The organism is Vibrio sp. dhg, assembly GCF_003443775.1.
GTDB lineage: Bacteria > Pseudomonadota > Gammaproteobacteria > Enterobacterales > Vibrionaceae > Vibrio > Vibrio natriegens.
Map to the genome: position 1 here is coordinate 1,716,851 of NZ_CP028943.1, position 23,974 is coordinate 1,740,824.

The window sequence follows — 23,974 nt, forward strand, 5'->3', positions numbered from 1 at the left end:
CCTTATTGCGCCAAGAAATCTTGCGCGAAACGCTGCAGTACGCCACCCGCGTTGTACACGTGAACTTCATCAGCGGTGTCTAGGCGACAGGTAACAGGAACGTCGACTTTTTCGCCATTGCTGCGTGTGATAACCAAGGCTAAATCAGCGCCCGGCTTAATCTCGCCAACTACGTCGTAAAGTTCCGTACCATCCAGTTCTAGCGTATTGCGGTTAACACCTGGTTTGAATTGCAGTGGCAGTACGCCCATACCAACCAAGTTAGTGCGGTGGATACGCTCAAAGCCTTCAGCAACGATTGCTTCTACCCCTGCCAATCGAACGCCTTTTGCGGCCCAGTCACGGGATGAACCCTGACCGTAATCTGCGCCAGCTACCACGATCAGTGGTTGCTTACGGTTCATGTAAGTTTCAATTGCTTCCCACATGCGAACAACCTGACCTTCTGGCTCAATTCGAGCTAGAGAACCCTGTACCACTTCGCCGTTTTCTTTCACCATTTCGTTGAACAGTTTCGGGTTAGCAAAGGTTGCACGTTGCGCCGTTAAGTGGTCGCCACGGTGGGTTGCGTAAGAGTTAAAGTCCTCTTCCGGAACGCCCATTTTCGCCAGGTATTCACCTGCCGCGCTGCTTGCCATGATCGCGTTCGACGGCGATAGGTGGTCAGTCGTGATGTTGTCACCCAGAACTGCTAAAGGACGCATACCAGACAGCGTTCTTTCACCCGCTAGTGCACCTTCCCAGTAAGGAGGACGACGAATGTAAGTGCTCATCGGACGCCAATCGTATAGCGGATTTGAGTTTTGCGCCGCGTCATCCAGTTTGAACATCTGGATGTAAACTTGGTTAAACTGCTCTGGTTTAACGTGTTTACCAACTACCGCATCGATCTCTTCGTCGCTTGGCCACAAATCATTTAAGTAAATTGGTTTGCCGTTTTGGTCAGTACCAAGCGCATCACGCTCAATATCAAAACGAATCGTACCCGCTAGCGCATAAGCGACAACCAATGGTGGTGAAGCCAAGAAAGCTTGCTTCGCGTAAGGATGGATTCGGCCATCAAAGTTACGGTTACCAGACAGTACCGCTGTCGCGTACAAATCGCGATCGATGATCTCTTGCTGAATTTTTGGATCCAACGCACCGCTCATACCGTTACAAGTCGTACATGCGTAACCGACGATACCAAAGCCAAGCTTCTCTAGTTCTGGCAGTAAGCCTGCTTCTTCCAGATAAAGACGCGCAACTTTAGAACCCGGAGCAAATGATGACTTCACCCAAGGTTTACGTACAAGGCCAAGCTCATTGGCTTTCTTCGCGACAAGGCCAGCAGCCACAACGTTTCGTGGGTTACTGGTGTTAGTACACGATGTGATCGCAGCGATGATCACCGCGCCATCTGGCAACTCGCCCTCTTTCTCTTCCCAAGCACCAGAAATGCCACGTTGTGCCAGCTCAGAAGTAGGCAAACGGCGGTGAGGGTTTGAAGGGCCAGCCATGTTACGGCTTACTGATGACAAATCAAACTCAAGTACACGCTCGTAAACCGCAGTATCAAGGTCGTCTGCCCAAAGACCAGTTTGTTTCGCGTATTTCTCAACTAAGTCGACTTGCTGTTCATCACGGCCAGTCAGTTTCAGGTAGTTGATGGTCTGCTCGTCAATGTAGAACATACCTGCTGTTGCGCCGTATTCTGGCGTCATGTTGGAGATGGTTGCGCGGTCACCGATAGTCAGGTCTCTTGCGCCTTCGCCAAAGAATTCAAGGTAAGAAGAAACAACGCGCTCATTACGTAGGAACTCAGTGATCGCCAAAACGATATCCGTTGCGGTAATGCCCGGTTGACGTTTACCCGTCAGTTTTACACCAACGATATCTGGCAGACGCATCATCGATGGTCGACCAAGCATTACAGTTTCTGCTTCCAGACCACCTACACCAATCGCGATAACACCAAGCGCATCGACGTGAGGCGTGTGACTGTCAGTACCTACACAGGTATCCGGGTAAGCAATGCCCTGCTTCGCCTGCACCACTGGAGACATTTTTTCCAGGTTGATTTGGTGCATGATGCCGTTACCAGCTGGGATTACGCTGACGTTTTCAAATGCGGTTTTACACCACTCAATAAAGTGGAATCGGTCTTCATTTCGGCGCTCTTCAATCGCGCGGTTTTTCTCAAATGCGTCTGGCTCAAACCCTGCGTGTTCTACCGCAAGTGAGTGGTCAACAATAAGCTGTGTTTCAACGACAGGGTTTACTTTTGCAGGGTCACCGCCCTGATCGGCAATCGCATCGCGAAGACCCGCCAAGTCAACCAGAGCCGTCTGGCCTAAGATGTCGTGACATACGACACGTGCAGGATACCAAGGGAAATCGAGATCACGCTTACGCTCAATAAGCTGTTTTAGGCTGTCGGTTAAAACGTTTGGATCGCAGCGTCGTACAAGCTGCTCGGCAAGAACGCGTGAGGTATAAGGGAGCGTTTCATAGGCTCCAGGAGAAATAGTATTTACGGCTTCGCGGGCATCAAAGTAATCAAGTTGAGTCCCCGGAAGCGACTTACGATATTGGGTATTAATATTTGTGCTCATGGTTTGCTTCCATTCAATCTGTACATCTTGGCCTTCTCCCCATCACTCTAGAAACGTTACTCTAGAAAAGTTGTTTGGAGACTTGATTGGAGAACTGTTTTTGAGATGTAGTAGTCGTTCTAGTCACCTTTGTGATGAGAAATACTCCTTCCCCCATGTGGAGAGAATCGCATAGAGGAAGGAGTAACGCGCTAGCGTTTTTCGATAGGCACCCATTCCTGATGGTCTGGACCTGTGTAATCTGCGCTTGGGCGAATAATGCGGTTGTTCGCGCGTTGCTCATACACGTGTGCAGCCCAACCCGTTAAACGGCTCATCACGAATATCGGAGTGAACAGTTTGGTTGGAATGTCCATAAAGTGGTAAGCCGATGCATGGAAGAAGTCCGCATTACAGAACAGACCTTTCTCACGCTTCATCACTGATTCAACACGCTCAGATACCGCATATAGGTGTGTGTCACCCACTTGCTTCGACAGCTCTTCTGACCAGCGCTTGATCAACGCGTTGCGAGGGTCGCTTTCGCGATAAATCGCATGACCAAAGCCCATGATCTTGTCTTTGTTAGCAAGCATTTGCATGATGTTCGCTTCAGCTTCATCTGGCGTCTGCCAATCTTCAATCATTTCCATCGCCGCTTCGTTTGCGCCACCGTGAAGTGGACCACGAAGCGTACCGATTGCCGCAGTAATACAAGAGTGGATGTCTGACAATGTTGATGCACAAACGCGTGCAGCAAATGTTGACGCATTAAACTCATGCTCTGCGTAAAGGATCAATGAGCAGTGCATAACCTGTTTGTGCAGTTCCGTTGGCTCTTTACCAGTCAACAGTTTCAGGAAGTAACCACCGATACTGTCTTGAGTCTGATCTTCAGTGTCGATACGTACACCGTCATGACTAAAGCGGTACCAGTAACAGATCATTGCAGGGAATAGCGCGAGCATACGCTCCGTTGATTGCAGCTGCTCTTCAAAGCTCATTTCCTGCTCTAAGTTACCCAACATTGAACAACCTGTACGCATTACGTCCATTGGGTGCGCAGTCGCAGGAATCAGTTCAAGAGCTTGTTTAAGCTCAGTTGGCAAACCACGAAGACTTAACAGGTGCGTCTTGTAAGCATCGAGTTCTTGTTGATTTGGTAAGTGACCACGTAACAGCAGGTGCGCCACTTCTTCAAATTGAGCATTATTGGCAAGGTCAGTAATATCGTAGCCGCGATAAGTAAGACCTGTTCCCGTTTTACCGACAGTACATAAAGCTGTGCTTCCAGCGCTTTGACCACGTAGGCCTGCGCCACCTAACTCTGCTTTCTTTGCTTCAGTTTGAGGCATTGTTTGAACTCCTTTTCTATCTGGCTTTGCTCTCTTTGGAGCGTTTTTATTCACCAGACAATTTTCACGTTATTGGATTTGATAAATTCCGATTATCTTTTCTTGGGCTTCCGTTTATTCTTTACTTCCCCGCTATTTCCCTTCTGAGAATAGCTGGTCAAGTTTGTCTTCGTATTCGTGGTAATTCAGGTGCTGGTATAGCTCTTTACGTGTCTGCATAGAATCAACCAGCGCTTCCTGATTGCCTACTTCTAGCAGGTGCTTGTAAACCGTTTCTGCAGCTTTGTTCATTGCACGGAACGCACTGAGTGGGTAAAGCACCATGTCCACTTTCGCTTTTGCCAACTCATCACATCCGTAAAGTGGCGTTGCACCGAACTCGGTAATGTTCGCCAGAATCGGAACATGTTTGCCCGTTGCTTGTTCAAGCGCATTTGAGAACTGTAGGTATTGATCCAGTTTGTTCATCGCTTCTGGGAAAATCATGTCCGCGCCCGCTTCCACGCAAGCAATCGCTCGTTCAATCGCGCTGTCCATACCTTCAACCGCAAGGGCATCGGTACGAGCCATAATCACGAAACTTTCGTCGTTACGCGCATCAACCGCCGCTTTAACACGGTCTACCATTTCTTGCTGGCTAACAATCGCTTTGTTTGGGCGGTGACCACAACGTTTCTGCGCTACCTGATCTTCCATGTGTACTGCAGCCGCGCCTGCTTTTTCCATTTGTTTGATCGTGCGAGCGATATTGAATGCACCACCAAAACCCGTGTCGATATCCACCAACAATGGCAAATCACAGGCGTTTGTAATGCGGTTAACGTCCACCAACACGTCATTGAGTGTGGTGATGCCTAGGTCTGGCAAACCGTATGAGGCATTTGCAATGCCGCCACCAGACAAGTAAATCGCTTGATGCCCCAGGTTTTTCGCCATCATGGCGCAGTATGGGTTAACGGTACCGACAATTTGTAGCGGATTGTTTTGTTCAATGGCGAGTCTGAACTTCGCCCCCGGTGTTAAGCTCATGACGAATTCCTTCTAGTCTTTATCTAAACTTTCAGTTTCTGTATGAATAATCTGCGATTGGATGAGTTTTCGACTCCCAGAGATGTGCCGTCTCATTAACATTTCTGCAAGTTCTTCATCGCGATTACGAATGGCTTCCAAAATATATTTGTGTTCGTTGAGTGCTTCGTTTGGACGAGATTGCGAACGTGGTGACTGATAACGATACATGCGCAGTAAGTGATACAACTCATCACACAACAAAGTAATCAACTTGCTATTTCGGCTTGCCTGAATAATGCGATAGTGGAAATCAAAGTCACCATGCTGGTGGAAGTAGGAAGAGCCTTCTACCTGATCGATATGCTTCGAATGTGTCGACAATAGCATTTCTAAGCTCAATAGCTCTTCTTGGGTAATATGGCGAGCCGCAAGCCTTGCAGCCATCCCTTCTAGCGCTTCTCGTACCGAGTAAAGCTCAATCAGCTTTTCTGGTGAAAAGGTTGTGACTCTCGCTCCAACATGCGGGATACGTTCAATCAGACCCAAACCTTCCAAACGCATCAGCGCTTCACGTAAAGGCCCTCGGCTGACTTGATATTTCCTGGCAAGCTCTGGCTCTGAGATTTTACTCCCCGGCGCAACATCACCGTTTACAATAACTTCTATCAAAGACTCCGTCAGTGTTTCAGACTTGGTGTGTTCTTTCTCAGAAGCTATCACTTTATAACGAGCTTTTAACTCAGAGTTCATATTCAGGCACTCACATCAATGACACCGAAATGTCTACAATTCCTTAACCTAAATATAAAATAAACGATCAAAGTGTCGACAATCAAGTAAATTGTCGACAATTTAGACTAAGGTCTTATTAAAAAATCGGATATAAACGAAATATAAGCGGGATGATAGGTAAAATTGTCATACGAAAATCTTAATTGTCGACAATTACTCCACTGTTATCTATTTGATTATTAATAACAATCATGCAGGTAGATAAACAGTTATTGAGTTACAGCGTCATTCTTTGGGCTCAAATTGCTCAAAGACTTGTTGTCCGGTCATCGTTTTGGAATCAGGATGGAGTTCGTAATACCCCGGTTTTTCGTCGGTAAAGATTTCCAAGGTCAGCTTAAAATTGGGGTTGTCGAACAATCCCGCAGATAAGATGTACTCATTGCTGGACAGCAAATGGTAGAACAGGTTCGAGCCACACTCGCCACAGAAACCTCTTACTGCCCACTCAGAAGACTGATAACGCTTAGGTTCCGAGCCTTTAAATGTGACGTCTGAGCCACAGTGCACCGCATGAAATGCACCGCTCGTCCATTTTCGGCACATGGAACAATGACATAAGCTGACTTCATTATTTGGTTCTGCAATAACTTCAATTGCACCACATAAACATGTCCCTCTCATCATTTCACTCCTTTGCTATTTTGGTGCGTTTATTATGGTTGGTTTCTGTTCACTTCGCGTGTTCTGGCGTGAACTTTATGAACAAAATCCCCACTATGCCCAATATTCTCTTTATCTACCTTTTGCAGACATGTCGTTAACACTTAATTAACCTTTCAACAAAGTTCAGATTCAATGCTGAAACAACAATAAGACTCATCAACAGAATAGAGTCACTCACATAAGGAACGTGAACATGTTAAAGGTAATCAAACCAACGCTCGCCGCATCTATCATCGCAGCTTCATTTTCATTTAACGCTTTTGCTGCCGATATAGAAAAAGTGCATTTCCTCATTCCTGGTGGTGCCGGTGGCGGCTGGGATATGACAGCACGCGGTACGGGTGATGTTTTAATCAAATCAGACATCGTTGAAACCGTATCATTCCAAAACCTATCTGGTGGTGGCGGCGGTAAAGCCATCGCTCACTTGATTGAAACGGCGGATCGCCAAGAAGACACGCTAATGGTGAACTCAACACCAATCGTAGTACGATCTCTTAGCGGTATTTTCCCACAATCCTTCCGTGACCTAACCCCTGTTGCTGCAACTGTTGCAGACTACGGTGCTATTGTTGCGTCTGCAGACTCGCCGTATAACTCATGGGAAGATGCAGTAAAAGCGTTTGAAGAAAACCCACGTAAAGTGAAGATCGCTGGCGGCTCAGCTCGTGGTTCAATGGACCACCTGGTTATTGCGGCCGCATTTAAAGGCGAAGGTTTTGACGCACGTAAAGTCCGTTACATCGGCTACGATGCGGGCGGCAAAGCGATGGCTGCGCTACTTTCTGGCGAAACTCAACTCCTTTCAACTGGCTTAGGCGAAGTACTTGAAATGTCTAAATCTGGACAAGTTAAAGTGCTGGCTATTACTGCTCCTAAGCGATTAGATGCAGCGCCAAACATTCCAACTCTGACTGAATACGGCAATGAAACTGTCTTTGCTAACTGGCGTGGTTTCTTCGCTGCACCAGGAACCAGCCAAGAGAAAATCGACGAATGGAATTCTGCATTCACCAAGATGTACAAAACGGATGAATGGCAAGTCGTTCGTGACCGTAATGGCTGGATCGACAACTATAAAGCGGATAAAGATTTCTTCGCGTTCCTTGAAGATCAAGAGAAGCAAATGGGTGATCTAATGCGCGAATTAGGTTTCCTTCAGTAGCAGTAAACGGGGCTATTTCTCCAATACCAAGCCAGTAATGAAAACTGATTTGGTATTAGCCCCACCTGTTTTTGCACTCTAAGTTTCACCGTATATGGGCATTGTCGACAATTATTTCGGCATACACACTCCTTTGTTTATTGATTGATAAGCGGATCGGCTAGCAGCGAAATGCTTAATTGTTAATGAATTACCTTGCTCATTAACGCCCATATACGGTCTTTTCTACCTTCGTTAGGAGTTGAAGATGTCTCGTTCAACCAATTTTTTTACCAAAGAAAACTTGCTCTGCCGCGATCGCGTCGGTGCGATGATCTTTTTACTTTTCTGTCTGGGCTACGGTTTCCAAACTTCTCAAATCGCATTGTTTCCTGGAGATGAATATGAACCGTTCACGGCTCGCACATTGCCGACAATTCTGACGTACATCGGTATCGGTTTAGCACTTTTACTGTTAGTCACCGGCCAGCCGGATAAGAAAAGTGGTGCTGTGTTGACGTTCAACTGGAAGCTGCTGATCTCATTTTTAGTGTTAATGGCACTATATGGCGTTGGCCTAACTTATCTGGGATTTGTGTTGGCAACCGGTTTCTTCCTTCTAGCAGGCTTTTACCTACTTGGTGAAAGACGTAAGCCGATTTTATTTGGCGCTTCTTTCCCGTTTGTTATCGCCTTTTATTTATTGCTGACTCAAGGTTTAGATATCTACCTTGAGCCTGGTTTGATTTTTACCATCTGGTAACCAAAGAAAGGAAAGAGTTATGTTAGATGGAATTTTACAAGGTTTATCCACTGCGGTAATGCCAATGAACATCATGATGGTGATTGTTGGCTGTTTCGTTGGTACGTTTATCGGGATGCTACCGGGTCTTGGGCCTATTTCAGCTATCGCGTTGATGATCCCAATCACTTACGGTCTCGAACCTTCTTCTGGTTTGATTTTGATGGCAGGCGTTTACTACGGCGCGGTATTTGGTGGCTCTACGTCTTCAATTCTGATTAACGCACCGGGCTGTTCTTCAACGGTGGTAACGGCTTTTGACGGTTACCCTATGGCGCAAAAAGGTCAGGCGGGTAAAGCGTTAGCACTTGCTGCTTACTCCTCTTTCACTGGCGGTACACTATCGGCGATCATGTTGTTGGTTGCGGCTCCTGCATTAGCAAGTGTGTCGCTAAGTTTCCAATCCTCAGACTACTTCGCCTTGATGCTTCTTGGCTTGTCTGCGGTAGCGGCATTCGCTGGTAAAGGTCAGGTAATTAAAGCCTGGATGATGACTATTCTTGGCTTGATGCTGTCTACAGTCGGTATCGATAAAGGCGTGGGCGTAGAACGCTTTACGTTCGGACTAACAGACTTGATGGATGGCTTTAGCTTCTTGTTACTTGCCATGGCGACCTTTGCGCTAGGCGAAACGTTGATGGGTATTCTAAAACCTTCTGCAGATACGAGTAACGAAGAGCAAGACAAACTAAGTAACATCGGCTCGATGAAAGTTACCAAAGAAGAAATTAAAGAAGTGGCACCTGTTTCTATTCGCTCTTCGATTCTAGGTTTCTTTACTGGCGTACTTCCGGGTGCAGGCGCAACGATTGCCGCATTCCTAAGCTACGGCTTGGAACGTAATCTGGCACCAAAAGACAAGAAGGAAGAGTTTGGTAAAGGCAGCATCCGTGGTCTGGTAGCACCAGAATCGGCGAACAACGCAGCATCAAGTGGCTCATTTGTACCACTGTTGACATTGGGTATTCCAGGCTCAGGTACCACCGCAATCATGCTAGGCGCTTTGATCGCCTACGGCATTCAGCCAGGTCCTCGCCTGTTTGTGGAACACCCGGATGTATTCTGGTCCGTGATTATCTCTATGTACTTTGGCAACATCGTACTGGTTATTCTGAACTTGCCACTGATTCCGTATATCTCGAAACTACTGGCGGTACCAAGAACAGTACTACTTCCGATGATTTTGTTCTTCTCAATCACGGGCGTGTATTTGGTCTCATTCAATACCATGGATGTGTTTGTGATGCTGCTTGTGGCGATGGCTGCTATCGCGCTCCGATTAGCAAACTTCCCTCTTGCTCCGTTACTGCTTGGTTTCATCCTTGGCGGTTTAATGGAAGAGAACTTACGCCGAGCATTGATGATATCGGATGGTGAGTTGAGTTTCTTGTGGGAGCGTCCTATTACTCTAACCTTTACGGTATTGGCAGTACTGGTACTAGGCAGCCCACTGTTTGTAAAACTGTTCCAGAAACTACGAGCTCAACCAGTAAAAGTTGAACAATAAATCTTCCCCCATGATTGACTTCTAAAAGCCACCAGCTCGGTGGCTTTTTTCTTTGACCTTTCGCTACTATCTTTCTTGCATCAAGTTCAGTAGGGTTAACGCCTTAAAAATAAAACATAAAAACAAAAATCAAGGAAGACTTATGCTGCTGGAACTGACGTTGTTATTCGCTGCCGGAGTGATTGGAGGGATCATGAATTCTATTGCCGGAGGTGGCAGTTTTGTCACTTTTCCTGCGCTGATGGCAGTTGGTGTTCCTCCCGTTATCGCAAATGCCACCAACACCTACGCCTCTTGTGCTGGCTACATCAGTGGTGCAATAGGCTTTAGAGAAGAGATCCTCAAGAATAAGCAAGAGTTGCTGTTTACCATCAGCTTAAGCCTTATAGGCGGTGGCATTGGTGCCTACCTGTTACTGAATATTCCTGAGTCCGTGTTTTTGGAAGCGATTCCCTGGCTGCTGTTGTTTGCCACCTTACTGTTTATCTTTGGCTCACGTTTAACTAGGGCAATAAAAGCCTTAACCAAAGATCATAAACACGCCGGTATTTTAGGTGCAATCGCATTAGGCATTCTTTTAGTTGGGGTCGCTGCGTACGGTGGATTTTTTAATGCGGGATTAGGTGTGATTGTACTGAGTTACCTGGTGATCGCAGGTCATCAGGACATCAATTTAATGAACGGATTGAAGCTGCTGGTATCGACCTCTGTTTCACTGGTCGCTATCGTTGTTTTTGTCGCGAATGGCTCTATCGACTGGAACAAAGGAAGTGTCGTCATGGCAGGTACGTTAGTGGGAGGCTACCTCGCAGCCCGCGTGTCACGTCAACTAAATCCGAATCACGTTCGCAATTTTGTGGCACTTTTTTCAACAGCCATCACCGTCTATTTTTTCGTAGATATCTACGCATAATCTACCCGTCCCCCTCAAACAAAAAAACGCCATCGAATCGATGGCGCTTTGTGTATTGTAAGTATGGACTTTATTTAATCAATCCAACTTCTTTGTAGTACTTCAATGCACCTGGGTGAAGTGGTGCTGAAAGACCATCTTTCACCATTTCTTCTTTCTTCAGGTTAGCGAATGCTGGGTGAAGACGGCGGAAGTCATCAAAGTTTTCAAACACCGCTTTCACAACGTTGTAGACCACATCTTCTGGTACTGCTGTTGAAGAGACAAACGTAGCACCCACACCAAATGTGTGAGCATCTTTTTCAGTTCCACGGTACATACCACCTGGAACCGTTGCGACACGATAGAAACTATTATCGGCAATCAGCTTAGCAACGTGTTCGCCTTCAATCTCTACGATATTGCTATCACATGAAGTGGTCGCCTCTTTTATCGCACCACTTGGGTGACCAACGGTATAAACCATCGCATCAATCTTGTTATCACAAAGTGCTTTAGACTGCTCAGAGGCTTTCAGCTCAGAAACCAGTTTGAAGTCATCATTTGTCCAGCCGTACTCTTTCATCAGAACTTCCATCGTACCGCGCTGTCCTGAACCAGGGTTACCAATATTCACACGTTTGCCTTTCAAATCATCAAACGAATTAATATTGGCATCTTTACGTGCAACGACAGTGAATGGTTCTGGGTGAACAGAGAATACCGCGCGTAGTTCTTTGAAAGGGCCTGCATCCGCAAATTGGCTGGTACCGTTGTAAGCATGATATTGCCAGTCTGACTGAGCGATACCCAAATCTAATTCACCGGAACGGATCGTATTAATGTTGTAAATAGAACCACCGGTACTTTCAACAGAACAACGAATTCCATGGTCAGCACGTGACTTGTTCACAAGACGACAGATTGCACCACCCGTTGGATAGTAAACCCCGGTCACCCCACCCGTACCAATCGTTACGAAGGTGTCTTCAGCAGCGACAGAGAAGCTCGCACTCAGTGCCGCAAGAGATGCGGTTATTGCAACTTGCTTAAACTTTAACATTGAACATCCTTTTTCCTTTTGTTTGTGACGGTTCAAGTATAGCAAGCGTTAATCGATTGATTATGCATGAGTTCACAGCATATAAAATTCGTTTACATGTTTGTATACAACAAATTTATTAATTGATAACAAAAAGCCCCGAATGTACGGGGCTTGAGTTAATACTGCTTTTTCTTAGTTACTGGAGCATTTTCTGATTAGAAGAGCCGAATTAAAAGAATCCTAGTGGATCAACGCTGTAACTGATTAGAAGGTTCTTGGTGTTTTGGTAATGACCCAACATCATCTTGTGCGTTTCACGTCCAATACCCGACTTCTTGTAACCGCCGAACGCTGCGTGAGCTGGGTACGCATGGTAACAGTTGATCCAAACGCGGCCCGCTTCAATGTTACGACCCATACGGTAAGCCAGGTTTTGATCACGCGTCCAAACACCTGCACCTAAGCCGTACTCAGTATCGTTAGCGATCGCAAGTGCTTCAGCTTCGTCTTTGAAAGTCGTAATCGCGATAACAGGTCCAAAAATCTCTTCCTGGAAAACGCGCATCTTGTTGTGACCTTCCAATAGCGTTGGTTGAATGTAGTAGCCTTGCTCCAGGTCACCTTCTTGTTTCGCAGCGTCACCGCCAAAGACAACTCGCGCGCCCTCTTGACGGCCAATTTCTAAGTAGCTCAGAATCTTATCGAACTGTTCTTGTGAAGCTTGTGCGCCAACCTGAGTCTCTGTATCTAACGGGTTGCCTTGCTTGATTAACTTCGCTCGTTCGGCCACTTTAGCGACAAACTTGTCATAGATCGACTCATGAACCAACACACGTGATGGACAGGTACATACTTCACCTTGGTTAAAGAAGCCCAATAGCGTCCCTTCGATACATTTGTCGACAAACTCATCTTCATGATCAAACACATCTGGGAAGTAGATGTTTGGCGATTTACCACCCAACTCAACGGTAGAAGGAATCAGGTTATCAGCTGCACATTTTAGAATGTGGTTACCGACTTGCGTTGAACCTGTAAATGCCAGTTTAGCGATGCGATTACTGGTTGCCAGTGCCTGACCCGCCTCTGAGCCATAACCATTTACCACGTTCACTACGCCTGGTGGAAGTAAATCAGCGATTTTTTCCATCAGAACCAAAATCGACGTTGGTGTTTGCTCTGCAGGTTTGAGTACCACACAGCATCCTGCTGCTAACGCTGGCGCAAGTTTCCATGCCGCCATCAAGATTGGGAAATTCCAAGGAATGATCTGACCTACCACACCGATCGGTTCTGGAAAGTGGTACGCTGCCGTTGTCTCATCAATTTCAGCGGCGCTGCCTTCCTGAGCTCGAATACAACCTGCAAAGTAACGGAAATGGTCGACAACAAGTGGGATGTCTGCTGCCAGTGTTTCACGGATCGGTTTACCGTTTTCCCATGTCTCGACCAACGCTAGCTCTTCAATGTGCTGTTCAAGACGATCTGCAATTTTTAAAAGAAGATTAGAGCGCTCTGCAGCGCTGGTTTTCGCCCACTTTTCTCTGATGTTGTGTGCCGCATCCAATGCTAAATTGATATCAGCTTCACCAGAACGAGCCACTTTACAATACGGCTTTCCGTTAATTGGAGAAATATTGTCGAAGTACTCTCCTCCGGTCGGTTTCACCCACTCTCCACCGATGAAGTTGTCGTAATGTGATTTGAAGTTCACGATGGCATTTTCACTACCTGGTTGTGCGTAAATCATAACTCTTCCTTTTGTTTCTCGTTCAGTTAGTGTTTGAAACACTTTGTTTTTCTGACAGTGTCATAGTCACTGTTAACGAAGAGTAATACGCAAGTCACAGGCCAAGTAAGACATACTTGTTGTTAATTAAATGTAACACTATGATTACCAAGCGATAACAAATTAAGTGAGTGTTGTTTGAATAGATGTATGGTGTGAACACCAGTGTTCAAGTGTTCCAAAATGGCACATGCTCACTGTGACAAAATGGTACAGTCATGGAAATTCAACCTATTACGGATAACAACTGGCTTTCGACTTCTTGGCTCAGAAGCGAACAAGCGGGTCTAAAACAGCGCCGACTCCCGGAAGATGTCCGTGTCAACTCGGCGACACTTAAGGACAGACGCCACCAATTGAATTTTCTGCTCGATGCAGTAAAGCAATTTGCGCTGCCTCTCTTTAACCAAATTTTCGCACACAGCAATAGTCGGCTGATTCTTACGGATGCAGATGGCGTGATCATTGGTAGTTGGGGAAAACCAAGATTTAGAGAGAAGCTGACCGAAATTGCCCTTAGCTCAGGAGCCTGTTGGCAGGAAAAGCTGAAAGGTACAAACGCCATCGGGACTGCTTTGGTTGAAGCTAAACCAGTCTCGGTAATTGGCGATCAACACTTTATTCAGCACCATCGTTTCATCAGTTGCTCTGCAAATCCTATTTTCGACCATCTAGGCAGGCTCCTTGGGGTCTTAGACATCACCAGCGAACAGGAAAAGCATGACCTATCCACTCAAGTGCTCGTGCAGAATATGGTTCAGCTGGTCGAAAACCAAATGTTAAATCAGATTCCAAGTGGTCATATTCGGGTCGATTTAGCCTGCGACCAAAATCTCTTAAACAGCGGCTGGCAAGGCATAATTATCGCCGACGAAGCAGGTGAAATTTTGGCACACAACCAAGTTGCCTCGCAGTTACTCGACCGCAGCACAGTGGTGGGTCAATCATTAGAAGAAATTTTAGCGCATCAGAACTCAGACCAACCTATCGTATTCAAAACGGCACCACTCTCAAAAACAAAAATCCAGTCCCGCTCCTTAAGTGCCTCCAATGATCTTCATTTTGGCGACTCGAAAGTTGAACACTGTTGGCAACAAGCAAACCGCGTTATCGATAAAGACATCAGTTTATTGATACTGGGTGAAACTGGCGTCGGTAAAAACGAGTTTGTGAAAGCGCTGCATAAAAATAGCCAGAGAAAAAACGGCCCTCTGGTAGCTGTCAACTGTGGTGCACTGCCTAAAGATCTGATTGAATCCGAGTTGTTTGGCTATGTTGCGGGAGCCTTTACCGGGGCAAACAGCAAAGGCTATCAGGGTAAGATCCGTCAAGCCCACAAAGGCACACTATTTCTCGATGAAATTGCTGACTTACCAATCGCTGCACAAAGCCGCCTTCTACATGTACTTCAGGACAAAACCGTACTTCCTGTTGGGTCCAATCAAAGCGTTCAGGTGGATACTCAGATTATTGCGGCAACACACAAAGATCTTGAAGCCTTGGTTGAACAGGGCGAGTTCCGACAAGATTTATATTATCGCCTGAATGGGTTGATCATCGAGTTGCCTAGATTGGAAGAGCGACAAGACAAGCAGAAGCTGATTGAAAGTCTTCACCGCCGACATGCGGAACCAAATCAACACTTATGCCCTCACCTATTAGCTCTGCTGCTCTCATATTCGTGGCCGGGTAACTTGCGAGAGCTCGATAGTCTGATAAAAGTTTCTGCACTAATGGCACAAGGTGAGGCGGTGTTAGAGCTTGCTCATGTCCCAACTCACTTATCTAAGAAACTTAGCCAGATACAACAACAGGCAAGCGCAGAACCGACTACGGATATACGTACTACAGTCGAAGACAAACTGGTAAAAACCTACCAGGCCAATCAAGGGAACATCAGTAAGACATCTCGTATGCTCGGTGTGAGCCGAAATACGATTTATCGGAAACTGAAGAGCATGGGAATGATTAAGTAGTCAATCATGGCTATGATGGCGTTTTGAAGAGCACCCTCAATGGGTGCTCTTTCTTTTTATTGTTGGCGTTAGAGTCCGCCAGCTTGTTGTGCCTGTTTAACCAATGCCTGACGTTGAGTTTCCTTTTCAGATACCACTTTATTGTTCTTTTGAGTGTCCTGCTCCAATTTGGCAGGGTTGAAAACAAAGTACTTGTTAAGAGTCATCTTGAGAACCTCAATGAGTTGTGATTGTTACCTTTAAGCCTTTAAAAAGAGAATCAGTGAAAACGGATTTCTCTGGTGGCTTGTGGCTGATGTTGAAGATAGTGTGTATTTAAAAGTGACACATCCTCCATTTACGAAGATATTCCGGGCGTAGTTCAAGGGCTTACCTAATACGACTGTCAGAGTAATAACACTAATAACAGATCGCGTGATAACGGTTCTTATTACTTATTTGGCAGCAACTTATTGTCTCAAAAAGAAAAAAACATGCCTCAACGCCCAGACGTAAAGGCTGAGTTTTTCTTTGGATTGAAAGTACACTTGCCCTGCATATCTCTTCATTTCAATGAAAATTTTGTCTACAGGTTCAACATTCAACCTTTTTTGAGAAATATTTAGCTGTTTTTTTAGGCGCTAAAGCAAAGAAATGGAGACAATCACCATGAAGTGAGAGCTCTCTTGACTCTACCCACTAAAATTTGGGAGGCGTTATGAAAAGTAACAAGCTAGGTCATGTGATGTCATTTAGCAGAATGTTTTCTTTTATTGCGTTTTTGACCGTCACACTCGCTTGGATTCTGAGCATGTATGCGTTATTTACGGTCTCCGCTGCAGCTCTGGTTATCAGCGTAATCCTGTACTTAAAAGATAAATTTCTCCACCCTAAACGTCACACTAAAGGAAAGAGTGCCTGAAGGCTCTCGCCTTGGTTTTTCCAACACAAAATGGATGCCACTTGGGCATCCATTTAGATAGTGTGGTGTACTTAAAACGTATTAAACGTCGTAAGTTGTAGACGCTGTGTCACCGCCTGTACCAGTCCAGTTAGTGTGGAAGAATTCGCCACGTTCACGGTCGATACGCTCGTAAGTGTGAGCACCGAAGTAGTCACGTTGAGCTTGAAGCAGGTTAGCAGGTAGACGAGCTGTTGTGTAACCGTCTAGGAAAGTTAGCGCAGAAGTCGTACATGGCATTGGGATGCCTGCTTCCAGAGACTTAGCTGCAACTTTACGCCACGCTACCAGGCTGTTTTGTAGGATGCCTTTGAAGTAATCATCAGAGCCTAGGAACGCTAGATCTGGGTTCGCTTCGTATGCATCACGGATGTTGCCTAGGAACGCAGAACGGATGATACAACCACCACGCCACATAAGAGCAACGTTACCGTAGTTTAGGTCCCAGCCGTTTTCGTTAGACGCTTCGCGCATTAGCATAAAGCCTTGAGCGTAAGAGATGATCTTAGACGCTAGAAGCGCTTGACGTAGTGCGTCAACCCACTCTTGCTTGTCGCCTTCAACTGGAGTGATTGTCTTGCCGAATAGTTTTTCAGCTTCAACACGTTGGTCTTTCAGTGCAGACAGGCAACGAGAGAATACAGACTCAGAGATAAGCGTTAGAGGAATACCTAAGTCTAGTGCGTTGATACCCGTCCATTTACCTGTACCTTTCTGGCCAGCCGTGTCCAGGATCTTCTCAACTAGCGCTTCACCGTCTTCATCTTTGTAGCCAAGGATGTCAGCTGTGATTTCTACCAGGTAGCTGTCTAGCTCAGTTTTGTTCCAGTCAGCAAATACAGCTTGCATCTCGTCTGCAGACATACCAAGACCGTCTTTCATGAACTGGTAAGCTTCAGTGATCAGCTGCATGTCGCCGTATTCGATGCCGTTGTGAACCATCTTAACGAAGTGACCTGCACCATCGTTACCAACCCAGTCACAGCAAGGCTCGCCAGCGTCAGTTTTCGCAGAGATACCTTGGAAGATAGGCTTAACCGCTTCCCAAGCTTCTGGTGCGCCACCAGGCATGATAGATGGACCAAAACGTGCGCCTTCTTCGCCACCAGATACACCAGTACCGATGAAGTGGATGCCTTTTTCACGTAGTGCTGCAACGCGACGGTTTGTATCTGGGTAGTTAGTGTTACCACCGTCGATGATGATGTCGCCTTTGTCTAGCAGAGGAACTAGCGCGTCGATGAACTTATCTACAACGTCACCTGCACGAACCATCAGCATTACTTTACGTGGTGCTTCTAGTTTTTCTACTAGCTCTTCAAGAGAGTATGCGCCAACGATGTTAGTGCCTTTTGCTGGGCCTTCCAGAAACTCGTCTACTTTAGCTGCAGTACGGTTGTGAGCCACAACTTTAAAGCCGTGGTCGTTCATGTTTAGGATAAGGTTCTGACCCATTACCGCAAGGCCAATTACACCGATATCACCTTTCATTGTTTCTCTCCAATTGTGTTCTATTGACGAGCAGCTTATTTAGCAATTTTTGCTGCTGCGTCTAAATCTAAATACCACTCAGTCAGGCCAGCTTTTGACTGGACCTTCGCTGCCGGATATGGCAATTCTTCTGCAGGTGAGTTATTAATCTCTTCAACGATATCCGCTTTACCTGCGCCAAGTACCAAGTAACTGATGCGTTTTGCTGCTTCCAGAACGCGCGCTGTTTTCGACACGCGAAGCTGACCAGATTCAGGATGCGATGCAATGACAGACAAGTTTGTGTCGTCATAGTTGGTTTGACCTGGGAACAGAGATGCCGTGTGACCGTCCGCACCAACGCCTAGCAAGATCCAATCAAATACTGGAGCACCGTGTAGAGACGGGATCGCATCCAGCATTTCTTTTGCAAATCGCTCTGCTTCAGCTTGTGGATCATCTTCACCACGGATGCGGTGGATGTTCTCAGCAGGCAGGTTTACCTGGCTAAAAAGAAGTGCGTTAGCTTCGCCATAGTTACTCTCTGCATCGTCAGGAGCAACACAACGCTCATCACCCCACCAGAAGTGTAGGTTTTGCCATTGAACTGACGTCGCGTAAGCATCCGATGCTAGAAGTTTAAACAGCATTTTTGGCGTGCTGCCACCTGAAAGCGAGATGTGAACAGGTCGGCCCATTTCGCTAAACGCTTTCATGTCGTTTGCTAGGCTTTCTACTACCTGTTCTGCTGTTTGATAGATCTTATGGTTGATCATAGTTCACAGTAGTCCGTATCTGTTAAGTTTTTACATGGGAAACGCCAAGCACGGTCATCGCGCTGTAGCAAGTCATCCGACTCTTTAGGGCCCCACGTACCACATGCGTATCCAAAGAGTGATTGCGGGTCTTGTTTGAAGTCCAGAATTGGCTGCACGTACTGCCAGCATGCTTCAACCGCATCGCTACGAGCAAACAATGTCGCGTCACCGTTTAGTGAGTCAAGCAGCAAACGCTCGTAAGCCGTCAGCATTTGCGTTTCTTCTAGAGAAGTGTAGTGGAAGTTCATCTTCACTTCTTTGGCCTTAAAGCCTGCACCTGGTTCTTTCAAACCGAAACTCATCTGGATGCCTTCGTCTGGCTGAATACGGATGATCAGTTTGTTTTCTGGTGCATTTTGGCCAAATACTGGGTGTGGCGTCGCTTTAAAGTGGATAACCACTTCTGTTACGCGCGTTGGCAGGCGTTTACCTGTGCGCACGTAGAAAGGAACACCGTTCCAGCGCCAGTTGTTGATGTGTGCTTTCAGGCCGATGTAAGTCTCGGTACGAGAGTCATCAGCGACGCCGTTTTCTTCACGGTAGCCCAGCAGGTGCTGACCACGAACATCAGATGCCGTGTACTGACCTAGAACAAGGTCATTACGAAGCGCTTCTTCATCCAGAGGTTTCAAACACTGAAGTACTTTTACGACTTCATCACGCATCGAATCAGCATTGATTTGTGCTGGCGGCTCCATACCAACCATCGCTAATACTTGTAGCAAGTGGTTTTGGAACATATCACGCACTGCGCCAGAGTTATCGTAGTAACCACCACGCTCTTCTACACCCAGGAATTCCGCACCTGTGATTTCGACGTAATCAATGAAGTTACGGTTCCACAGAGGCTCAAACATCGCATTTGAGAAACGGAAAACAAGCAGGTTTTGAACCGTTTCTTTACCTAAGTAATGGTCGATTCGGTAGATTTGATGCTCTTGGAAATGCTCGTGGATTTCTTTGTCCAGAATACGGGCTGATTCTAGATCGTAACCGAAAGGCTTTTCGATGATCAGACGTTTCCAGCCATCTTCTTCGCTGTTTAGACCATGTGCTGCAAGACTTGCCGGGATCACGCTGTATAAGCTTGGAGGGGTCGCTAGATAGAAAAGCGTATTACGCTGCTCTAGCTTGTATTCGATGGCTAGTTGATCTAAACGAGTCACCAACTTGCCGTAATCTTGGGTGTCAGAGGTATTGATTGCTTGGTAGTGCAGATGGTTAATAAATGCATTAAGCGTTTCTGGCTCTGTTTTTTCCATCTCCTGAAGCGATTTCTTCAGCTTTTCACGATAAGATTCATCACTGTATTCAGTTCGACTTACGCCCAGAATCGCAAAGTTATCTGGAAGCTGCTTATTCGCATAAAGGTGGTATAAAGCAGGAATTAACTTACGGTATGTAAGGTCGCCTGAAGCACCAAAAATAACGATGCTGCTGTTTTCTGGTATTACCATCATCTTTCCCTTAAAAACGAGGTACTTATTGTGTGCCAGGATATGGCTCAAGGATTTGCCTACCCTATCAATGGCACTTCAAAATAGAAAATTGCTCTTACCTATTACGTTGATAGGTAAGTCAAATTAGGCCCAAAGAACCTCAATAAGTGATGCTCGTTTACCACGTCAAAGCACGACTTGCTGAGGTCATTTAGGTCAAGGAGCCCTCCGTCACTTAGGTTAAGGAGAGTCCGACACGGTGCAGTATTGTCTACGACAATTTGATTTACATCAACACTTGCCAGTGCAAACGTTTAAATAAGTTGCAGAAAAACAGTTAACTTATTGTATTTTATATATAAAAAATCTCTAGCCAGAACCACCCGCAATTTGAGTAAAAACTCAAAAGCGGGTAAAAATTATTCTTTTAATAATCAAAGCAGTAGTTACTTTGATCATGACACTTATCATTTACCTTTAATCATTGTTGATAGTCATTCTCAATAATAGATAATATGGCGCATGTCTACCTACAACGATAACGCAATGAATGCTGGCGTAACCCGCACACACCCCATAAACCGTATTCAGAATGTGCTTGATTACATCCATAACAATTTAGAAATGCCTCTGAATGTTGATCACCTTTCGCAGCAAAGTTGTTGGTCCCGATGGCAATTACAACGAGTTTTTCAGCAACACACTGGAATGTCAGTAGCTCATTACGTTAGAGAACTAAAGTTAAGCTACGCCGCCGAGCGTCTGGTCAGTAGTTCTGAACGCTCACTGGATATCGCGATGGATCTCGGCTTTACTTCAGAAAATGCCTTTAGCCGCGCTTTCAAACAAATGTTCTCTGTAAGCCCCAGAGAGTATCGCCAAAAACAGCAGTTGTCTGGCCTTAGGCAGCCTCTGAGTTTGGTGTTTGCCCCCGAAGCTTCAAGACTAGATGCTCACTTTGCCGATGTAAGAATCGAAACAAAACCAGCGTTTTTCCTAAGAGGTGTTCACCAGTCCATCAATGGGCTGTTCTCCTCCGAGCCAGATTTTCAATGGATCGTGCCCAAACTATGGGACCGTCTTTTTTCAGTCAAAGAGCATCTCTATCAAGATGCTTGTCTTGGCGTCATTGACGTGACGAATGCCCATGCAAGTTGTTCTCAACTGGAATATTGGGCGGGGTACCCATTCGAAAATGATCAAGTATTCAACAGCAGTGATGAGACTTTTTCTCCGTTGGATTCTTTGTTTGTCCCGCAACAAAGCTACGCTGTTATCACTCACAATGGCAAAGCTTCCAAGTTAGCGCAGACCCTGGAATGGTTTATCCTTCACTGGCTGCCGAACTCAAACTACCGTGGTATCGACGGGTACGAACTGGAAATTTATCCCAGAGACTACCAACCTGAAAGTGAAGACGCTCAAATGCAGTACTGGCTCCCGGTAAAACCCTCAGATTCAAAGTAAGGATTTGCTGCAACACGCAGTGACAACGCTATCTTTGCACCAAATTGTTAACTTTTCTCTTTCCCCTTCCTATAGAATACAAATAACAATCATTATCAAATAAAAAGTAGTGGAATAGATATGAAATGCACAGCCCGATTTCAACGCTCAGCCCTCGCTGCCGTTGTTTCTGCACTTGTCTCTGGCTCTGTCATCGCCAATGAAGGCCAATCACAATACGAGACCATCACTGTACTTGGCGAAACTTACCGCAATACCGCAACAAAAACGGCACTAGCGCCAGAAGAAACGCCTCAGGCAATAACCATCCTTACCAAAGAAGAAATGGATGTACGTGGTGTCAGTACCATCAGTGAGGCGCTGCGTTACGCGTCCGGTGTCAATACTGAACTGCGCGGCGGGGCCGTTTCTCGCCTCGATCTGTTTAATATTCGTGGTTTCATCAACTACACCAATTTTTACGATGGTCTTCCCCTACTCTTTAATGGCTGGAACCTTCAGCCACAAATTGATGCCGTGGCATTGGAGCAGATTGAGGTTTTCAAAGGACCAACGTCGGTTCTGTACGGAAACATCCCGCCAGGTGGCATGGTGAATATCATTGCTAAAACGCCACAGTCTGAACCTGTAAATAGTCTATCCATAAGAACTGGTTCTAATTATCTAAAAGAGGTGAGTTTCGACACAACTGGACAATTAGGCGACTCTGGCGTGGATTATCGCTTGGTCGGCTTGGCAAAACAGCAAGACGGACAGGCTGAGACTTCAGAGGATGAGCGCTACGTTCTCGCTCCTTCATTCAACTGGCAAGCGACCGAGAACACGCTGGTGAATGTAAATGTCTACTATCAGAACGATCCTTCTGCGGGAATATATACCACAGTGCCAGCAGCGGGTTCAGCGTCGAATAACCCACTCGGCTCAATGTCTCCGAACACTTATTTAGGCGATGAAAACTGGAACACATACGAACGTGAAGTTCTTATGGTGGGATATAAAATTCAGCATGACTTCAACCATAGCTGGCAGTTTTTGCAAAATGCTCGCTACATGACAGCGGACGCGTATCAGGAAAACACCTATAACAGTGCCCTCGCGGCTGATAACCGAACCGTTGGACGTAACGCCTACCTCACCGATGAAGAATCCATGTCATTTGTTGTCGACAACCAGTTGTCAGGCTTTATCAAAACAGGCAACTGGGAACATAACCTGCTTTTTGGTTTGGACTATCAATACTTAGACTCGGATGTGAAGTACAAAGATACGCTCGATTACTCCCTGACACAGGACATTTTTAATCCTGACCACAATCAAATTGATAGGAATGCTCTGAATTTCCAGTATCAACAAAACCTTGATATTCAGACCAAGCAGATTGGTGTCTATTTCCAGAACCAAGCGCGTTACGACAAACTAGTAATGATTGCTGGTCTACGTTGGGATAAGTACGAGTCAGATACGGATACCACCAGTGATTACCTTGGTTCTATCTCCAACAGCAAAGAAAAGCTGGATGACACCAATGTTGCTTTCCGCGTAGGCGCACTGTACGAACTTGATTTCGGAATGTCACCTTACCTGACCTACTCCGAAAGTTTCGAACCGATTGCCGGAGCAGATGCGAATGGCAATGCATTTGAGCCTTCAACAGGGCATCAATGGGAGCTGGGCTTTAAATATGCACCATGGGGAAGTAACATTTCGGGCAACTTAGCGCTCTTTCATATCACCAAGAAAAATACCATCTTGAACGACCCGAACAACCCTTATGCACCAAATTATCAAGCGGGTGAAGTCGTCTCTCAAGGTGCCGAGTTAGAGGCAAAATGGCAGGCAACGCCACAAGCAGACGTAACGCTTAACTACACCTACATTGACATGGAGATCACCGAAGACAGTTATTACGGTCAAGAAGGTAAAACTCCTGTCTGGGTGCCAGAGCAAATGGCATCGCTGTGGGCAAATTACTACTTTGAAGGCGCGTTGTCCGGGTTGCAAACCAGCGCAGGCGTTCGATATGTTGGAGAGTCGCAAATGGACGCACAGAATAGTGAGCAAGTTGCGGATTATACGCTGGTAGATGTATCGGCAAGCTACGACTTCTCTTCTGTGTCTAAATCACTTGAAGGTGCCGCGGTTACGCTGTCTGCATCGAACCTGTTTGATAAAGAGTACTACTCTTGCTACGACAAAAGTAACTGCTGGTTTGGCGCAGAGCGCTCTGTTGAAGCCAAGTTAGAGTACAAGTTTTAGTTCTCTGGCAAGGTTTCAACTTTGAAATAAAA

General features: G+C 46.0%; 19 protein-coding genes. 8 read left to right on the top strand and 11 right to left on the bottom strand.

Features of this window, described 5'->3' with window-relative positions; translation table 11 throughout:
- Nucleotides 1–2 precede the first annotated feature (2 nt).
- The 5 genes from acnD to DBX26_RS07940 all read right to left on the bottom strand — a co-directional run bounded on the left by acnD (nt 3) and on the right by DBX26_RS07940 (nt 6,355).
- Nucleotides 3–2,594 (bottom strand): Fe/S-dependent 2-methylisocitrate dehydratase AcnD, encoded by a 2,592-nt coding sequence (gene acnD, locus DBX26_RS07920; protein ID WP_020336339.1) that lies wholly within the window; start codon nt 2,592–2,594, stop codon nt 3–5.
- Nucleotides 2,595–2,785: 191 nt separating this feature from the next.
- The gene (gene prpC / locus DBX26_RS07925) at nt 2,786–3,928 is read right to left on the bottom strand and encodes a 2-methylcitrate synthase (RefSeq protein ID WP_020336340.1); all 1,143 of its coding nucleotides are present in this window, start codon (nt 3,926–3,928) and stop codon (nt 2,786–2,788) included.
- Between the two features lie 132 nt (nt 3,929–4,060).
- Complete coding sequence (gene prpB, locus DBX26_RS07930) at nt 4,061–4,957, bottom strand: methylisocitrate lyase (RefSeq protein WP_014231937.1); 897 nt, start codon at nt 4,955–4,957, stop codon at nt 4,061–4,063.
- Nucleotides 4,958–4,969: 12 nt separating this feature from the next.
- A complete protein-coding gene (locus DBX26_RS07935; protein WP_014231938.1) occupies nt 4,970–5,689 on the bottom strand; it encodes a GntR family transcriptional regulator in 720 nt (239 codons plus the stop codon).
- A 267-nt stretch (nt 5,690–5,956) separates the two neighbouring features.
- The gene (locus DBX26_RS07940) at nt 5,957–6,355 is read right to left on the bottom strand and encodes a GFA family protein (protein ID WP_020336342.1); all 399 of its coding nucleotides are present in this window, start codon (nt 6,353–6,355) and stop codon (nt 5,957–5,959) included.
- 235 nt (nt 6,356–6,590) lie between these two features.
- Here DBX26_RS07940 and DBX26_RS07945 point away from each other — a divergent pair, with 235 nt between their 5' ends.
- The 4 genes from DBX26_RS07945 to DBX26_RS07960 all read left to right on the top strand — a co-directional run bounded on the left by DBX26_RS07945 (nt 6,591) and on the right by DBX26_RS07960 (nt 10,763).
- A complete protein-coding gene (locus tag DBX26_RS07945) occupies nt 6,591–7,562 on the top strand; it encodes a tripartite tricarboxylate transporter substrate binding protein (RefSeq protein WP_014231940.1) in 972 nt (323 codons plus the stop codon).
- 247 nt (nt 7,563–7,809) lie between these two features.
- Nucleotides 7,810–8,304: a tripartite tricarboxylate transporter TctB family protein gene (locus tag DBX26_RS07950; RefSeq protein WP_020336343.1), complete on the top strand. Its 495-nt coding sequence runs from the start codon at nt 7,810–7,812 to the stop codon at nt 8,302–8,304.
- 19 nt (nt 8,305–8,323) lie between these two features.
- Complete coding sequence (locus tag DBX26_RS07955) at nt 8,324–9,850, top strand: tripartite tricarboxylate transporter permease (protein WP_014231942.1); 1,527 nt, start codon at nt 8,324–8,326, stop codon at nt 9,848–9,850.
- A gap of 142 nt (nt 9,851–9,992) precedes the next feature.
- Complete coding sequence (locus DBX26_RS07960; RefSeq protein ID WP_118118629.1) at nt 9,993–10,763, top strand: sulfite exporter TauE/SafE family protein; 771 nt, start codon at nt 9,993–9,995, stop codon at nt 10,761–10,763.
- A gap of 70 nt (nt 10,764–10,833) precedes the next feature.
- On the opposite strand, the gene DBX26_RS07965 is transcribed toward DBX26_RS07960, so the two are convergent.
- On the bottom strand, nt 10,834–11,805 hold the full coding sequence (locus tag DBX26_RS07965) for a TAXI family TRAP transporter solute-binding subunit (RefSeq protein WP_014231944.1): 972 nt from the start codon (nt 11,803–11,805) through the stop codon (nt 10,834–10,836).
- Between the two features lie 211 nt (nt 11,806–12,016).
- Entirely contained in the window at nt 12,017–13,537 is a 1,521-nt protein-coding gene (locus DBX26_RS07970; RefSeq protein WP_014231945.1) for an aldehyde dehydrogenase family protein, read from the bottom strand.
- A 257-nt stretch (nt 13,538–13,794) separates the two neighbouring features.
- Here DBX26_RS07970 and DBX26_RS07975 point away from each other — a divergent pair, with 257 nt between their 5' ends.
- Nucleotides 13,795–15,552: a sigma-54-dependent Fis family transcriptional regulator gene (locus DBX26_RS07975; protein ID WP_118118631.1), complete on the top strand. Its 1,758-nt coding sequence runs from the start codon at nt 13,795–13,797 to the stop codon at nt 15,550–15,552.
- Between the two features lie 68 nt (nt 15,553–15,620).
- Here DBX26_RS07975 and DBX26_RS25445 read toward each other — a convergent pair whose 3' ends face one another.
- Nucleotides 15,621–15,758 carry a hypothetical protein gene (locus DBX26_RS25445; protein ID WP_014231947.1) on the bottom strand — a complete coding sequence of 46 codons (138 nt, stop codon included), beginning with the start codon at nt 15,756–15,758 and terminating at the stop codon, nt 15,621–15,623.
- A 491-nt stretch (nt 15,759–16,249) separates the two neighbouring features.
- Here DBX26_RS25445 and DBX26_RS07980 point away from each other — a divergent pair, with 491 nt between their 5' ends.
- Nucleotides 16,250–16,453 carry a hypothetical protein gene (locus tag DBX26_RS07980; RefSeq protein WP_118118633.1) on the top strand — a complete coding sequence of 68 codons (204 nt, stop codon included), beginning with the start codon at nt 16,250–16,252 and terminating at the stop codon, nt 16,451–16,453.
- An 81-nt stretch (nt 16,454–16,534) separates the two neighbouring features.
- Here DBX26_RS07980 and gnd read toward each other — a convergent pair whose 3' ends face one another.
- From gnd to zwf, 3 genes are read right to left on the bottom strand one after another with little or no spacing between them, the layout of a single operon-like run.
- Nucleotides 16,535–17,983 (bottom strand): decarboxylating NADP(+)-dependent phosphogluconate dehydrogenase, encoded by a 1,449-nt coding sequence (gene gnd / locus DBX26_RS07985; RefSeq protein WP_014231949.1) that lies wholly within the window; start codon nt 17,981–17,983, stop codon nt 16,535–16,537.
- Between the two features lie 35 nt (nt 17,984–18,018).
- Entirely contained in the window at nt 18,019–18,738 is a 720-nt protein-coding gene (gene pgl / locus DBX26_RS07990) for a 6-phosphogluconolactonase (protein WP_014231950.1), read from the bottom strand.
- Nucleotides 18,735–20,237, bottom strand: coding sequence for a glucose-6-phosphate dehydrogenase (zwf, locus tag DBX26_RS07995; RefSeq protein ID WP_014231951.1), 1,503 nt, complete (start codon nt 20,235–20,237; stop codon nt 18,735–18,737). Before zwf ends, pgl begins: the two co-directional genes overlap by 4 nt.
- Nucleotides 20,238–20,741: 504 nt before the next feature.
- Between zwf and DBX26_RS08000 the strand changes: the two genes are divergently transcribed.
- Nucleotides 20,742–21,686: an AraC family transcriptional regulator gene (locus tag DBX26_RS08000; protein ID WP_014231952.1), complete on the top strand. Its 945-nt coding sequence runs from the start codon at nt 20,742–20,744 to the stop codon at nt 21,684–21,686.
- A gap of 120 nt (nt 21,687–21,806) precedes the next feature.
- Nucleotides 21,807–23,942, top strand: a complete 2,136-nt coding sequence (locus DBX26_RS08005; protein WP_118118635.1) for a TonB-dependent siderophore receptor — start codon at nt 21,807–21,809, stop codon at nt 23,940–23,942.
- Nucleotides 23,943–23,974 lie beyond the last annotated feature (32 nt).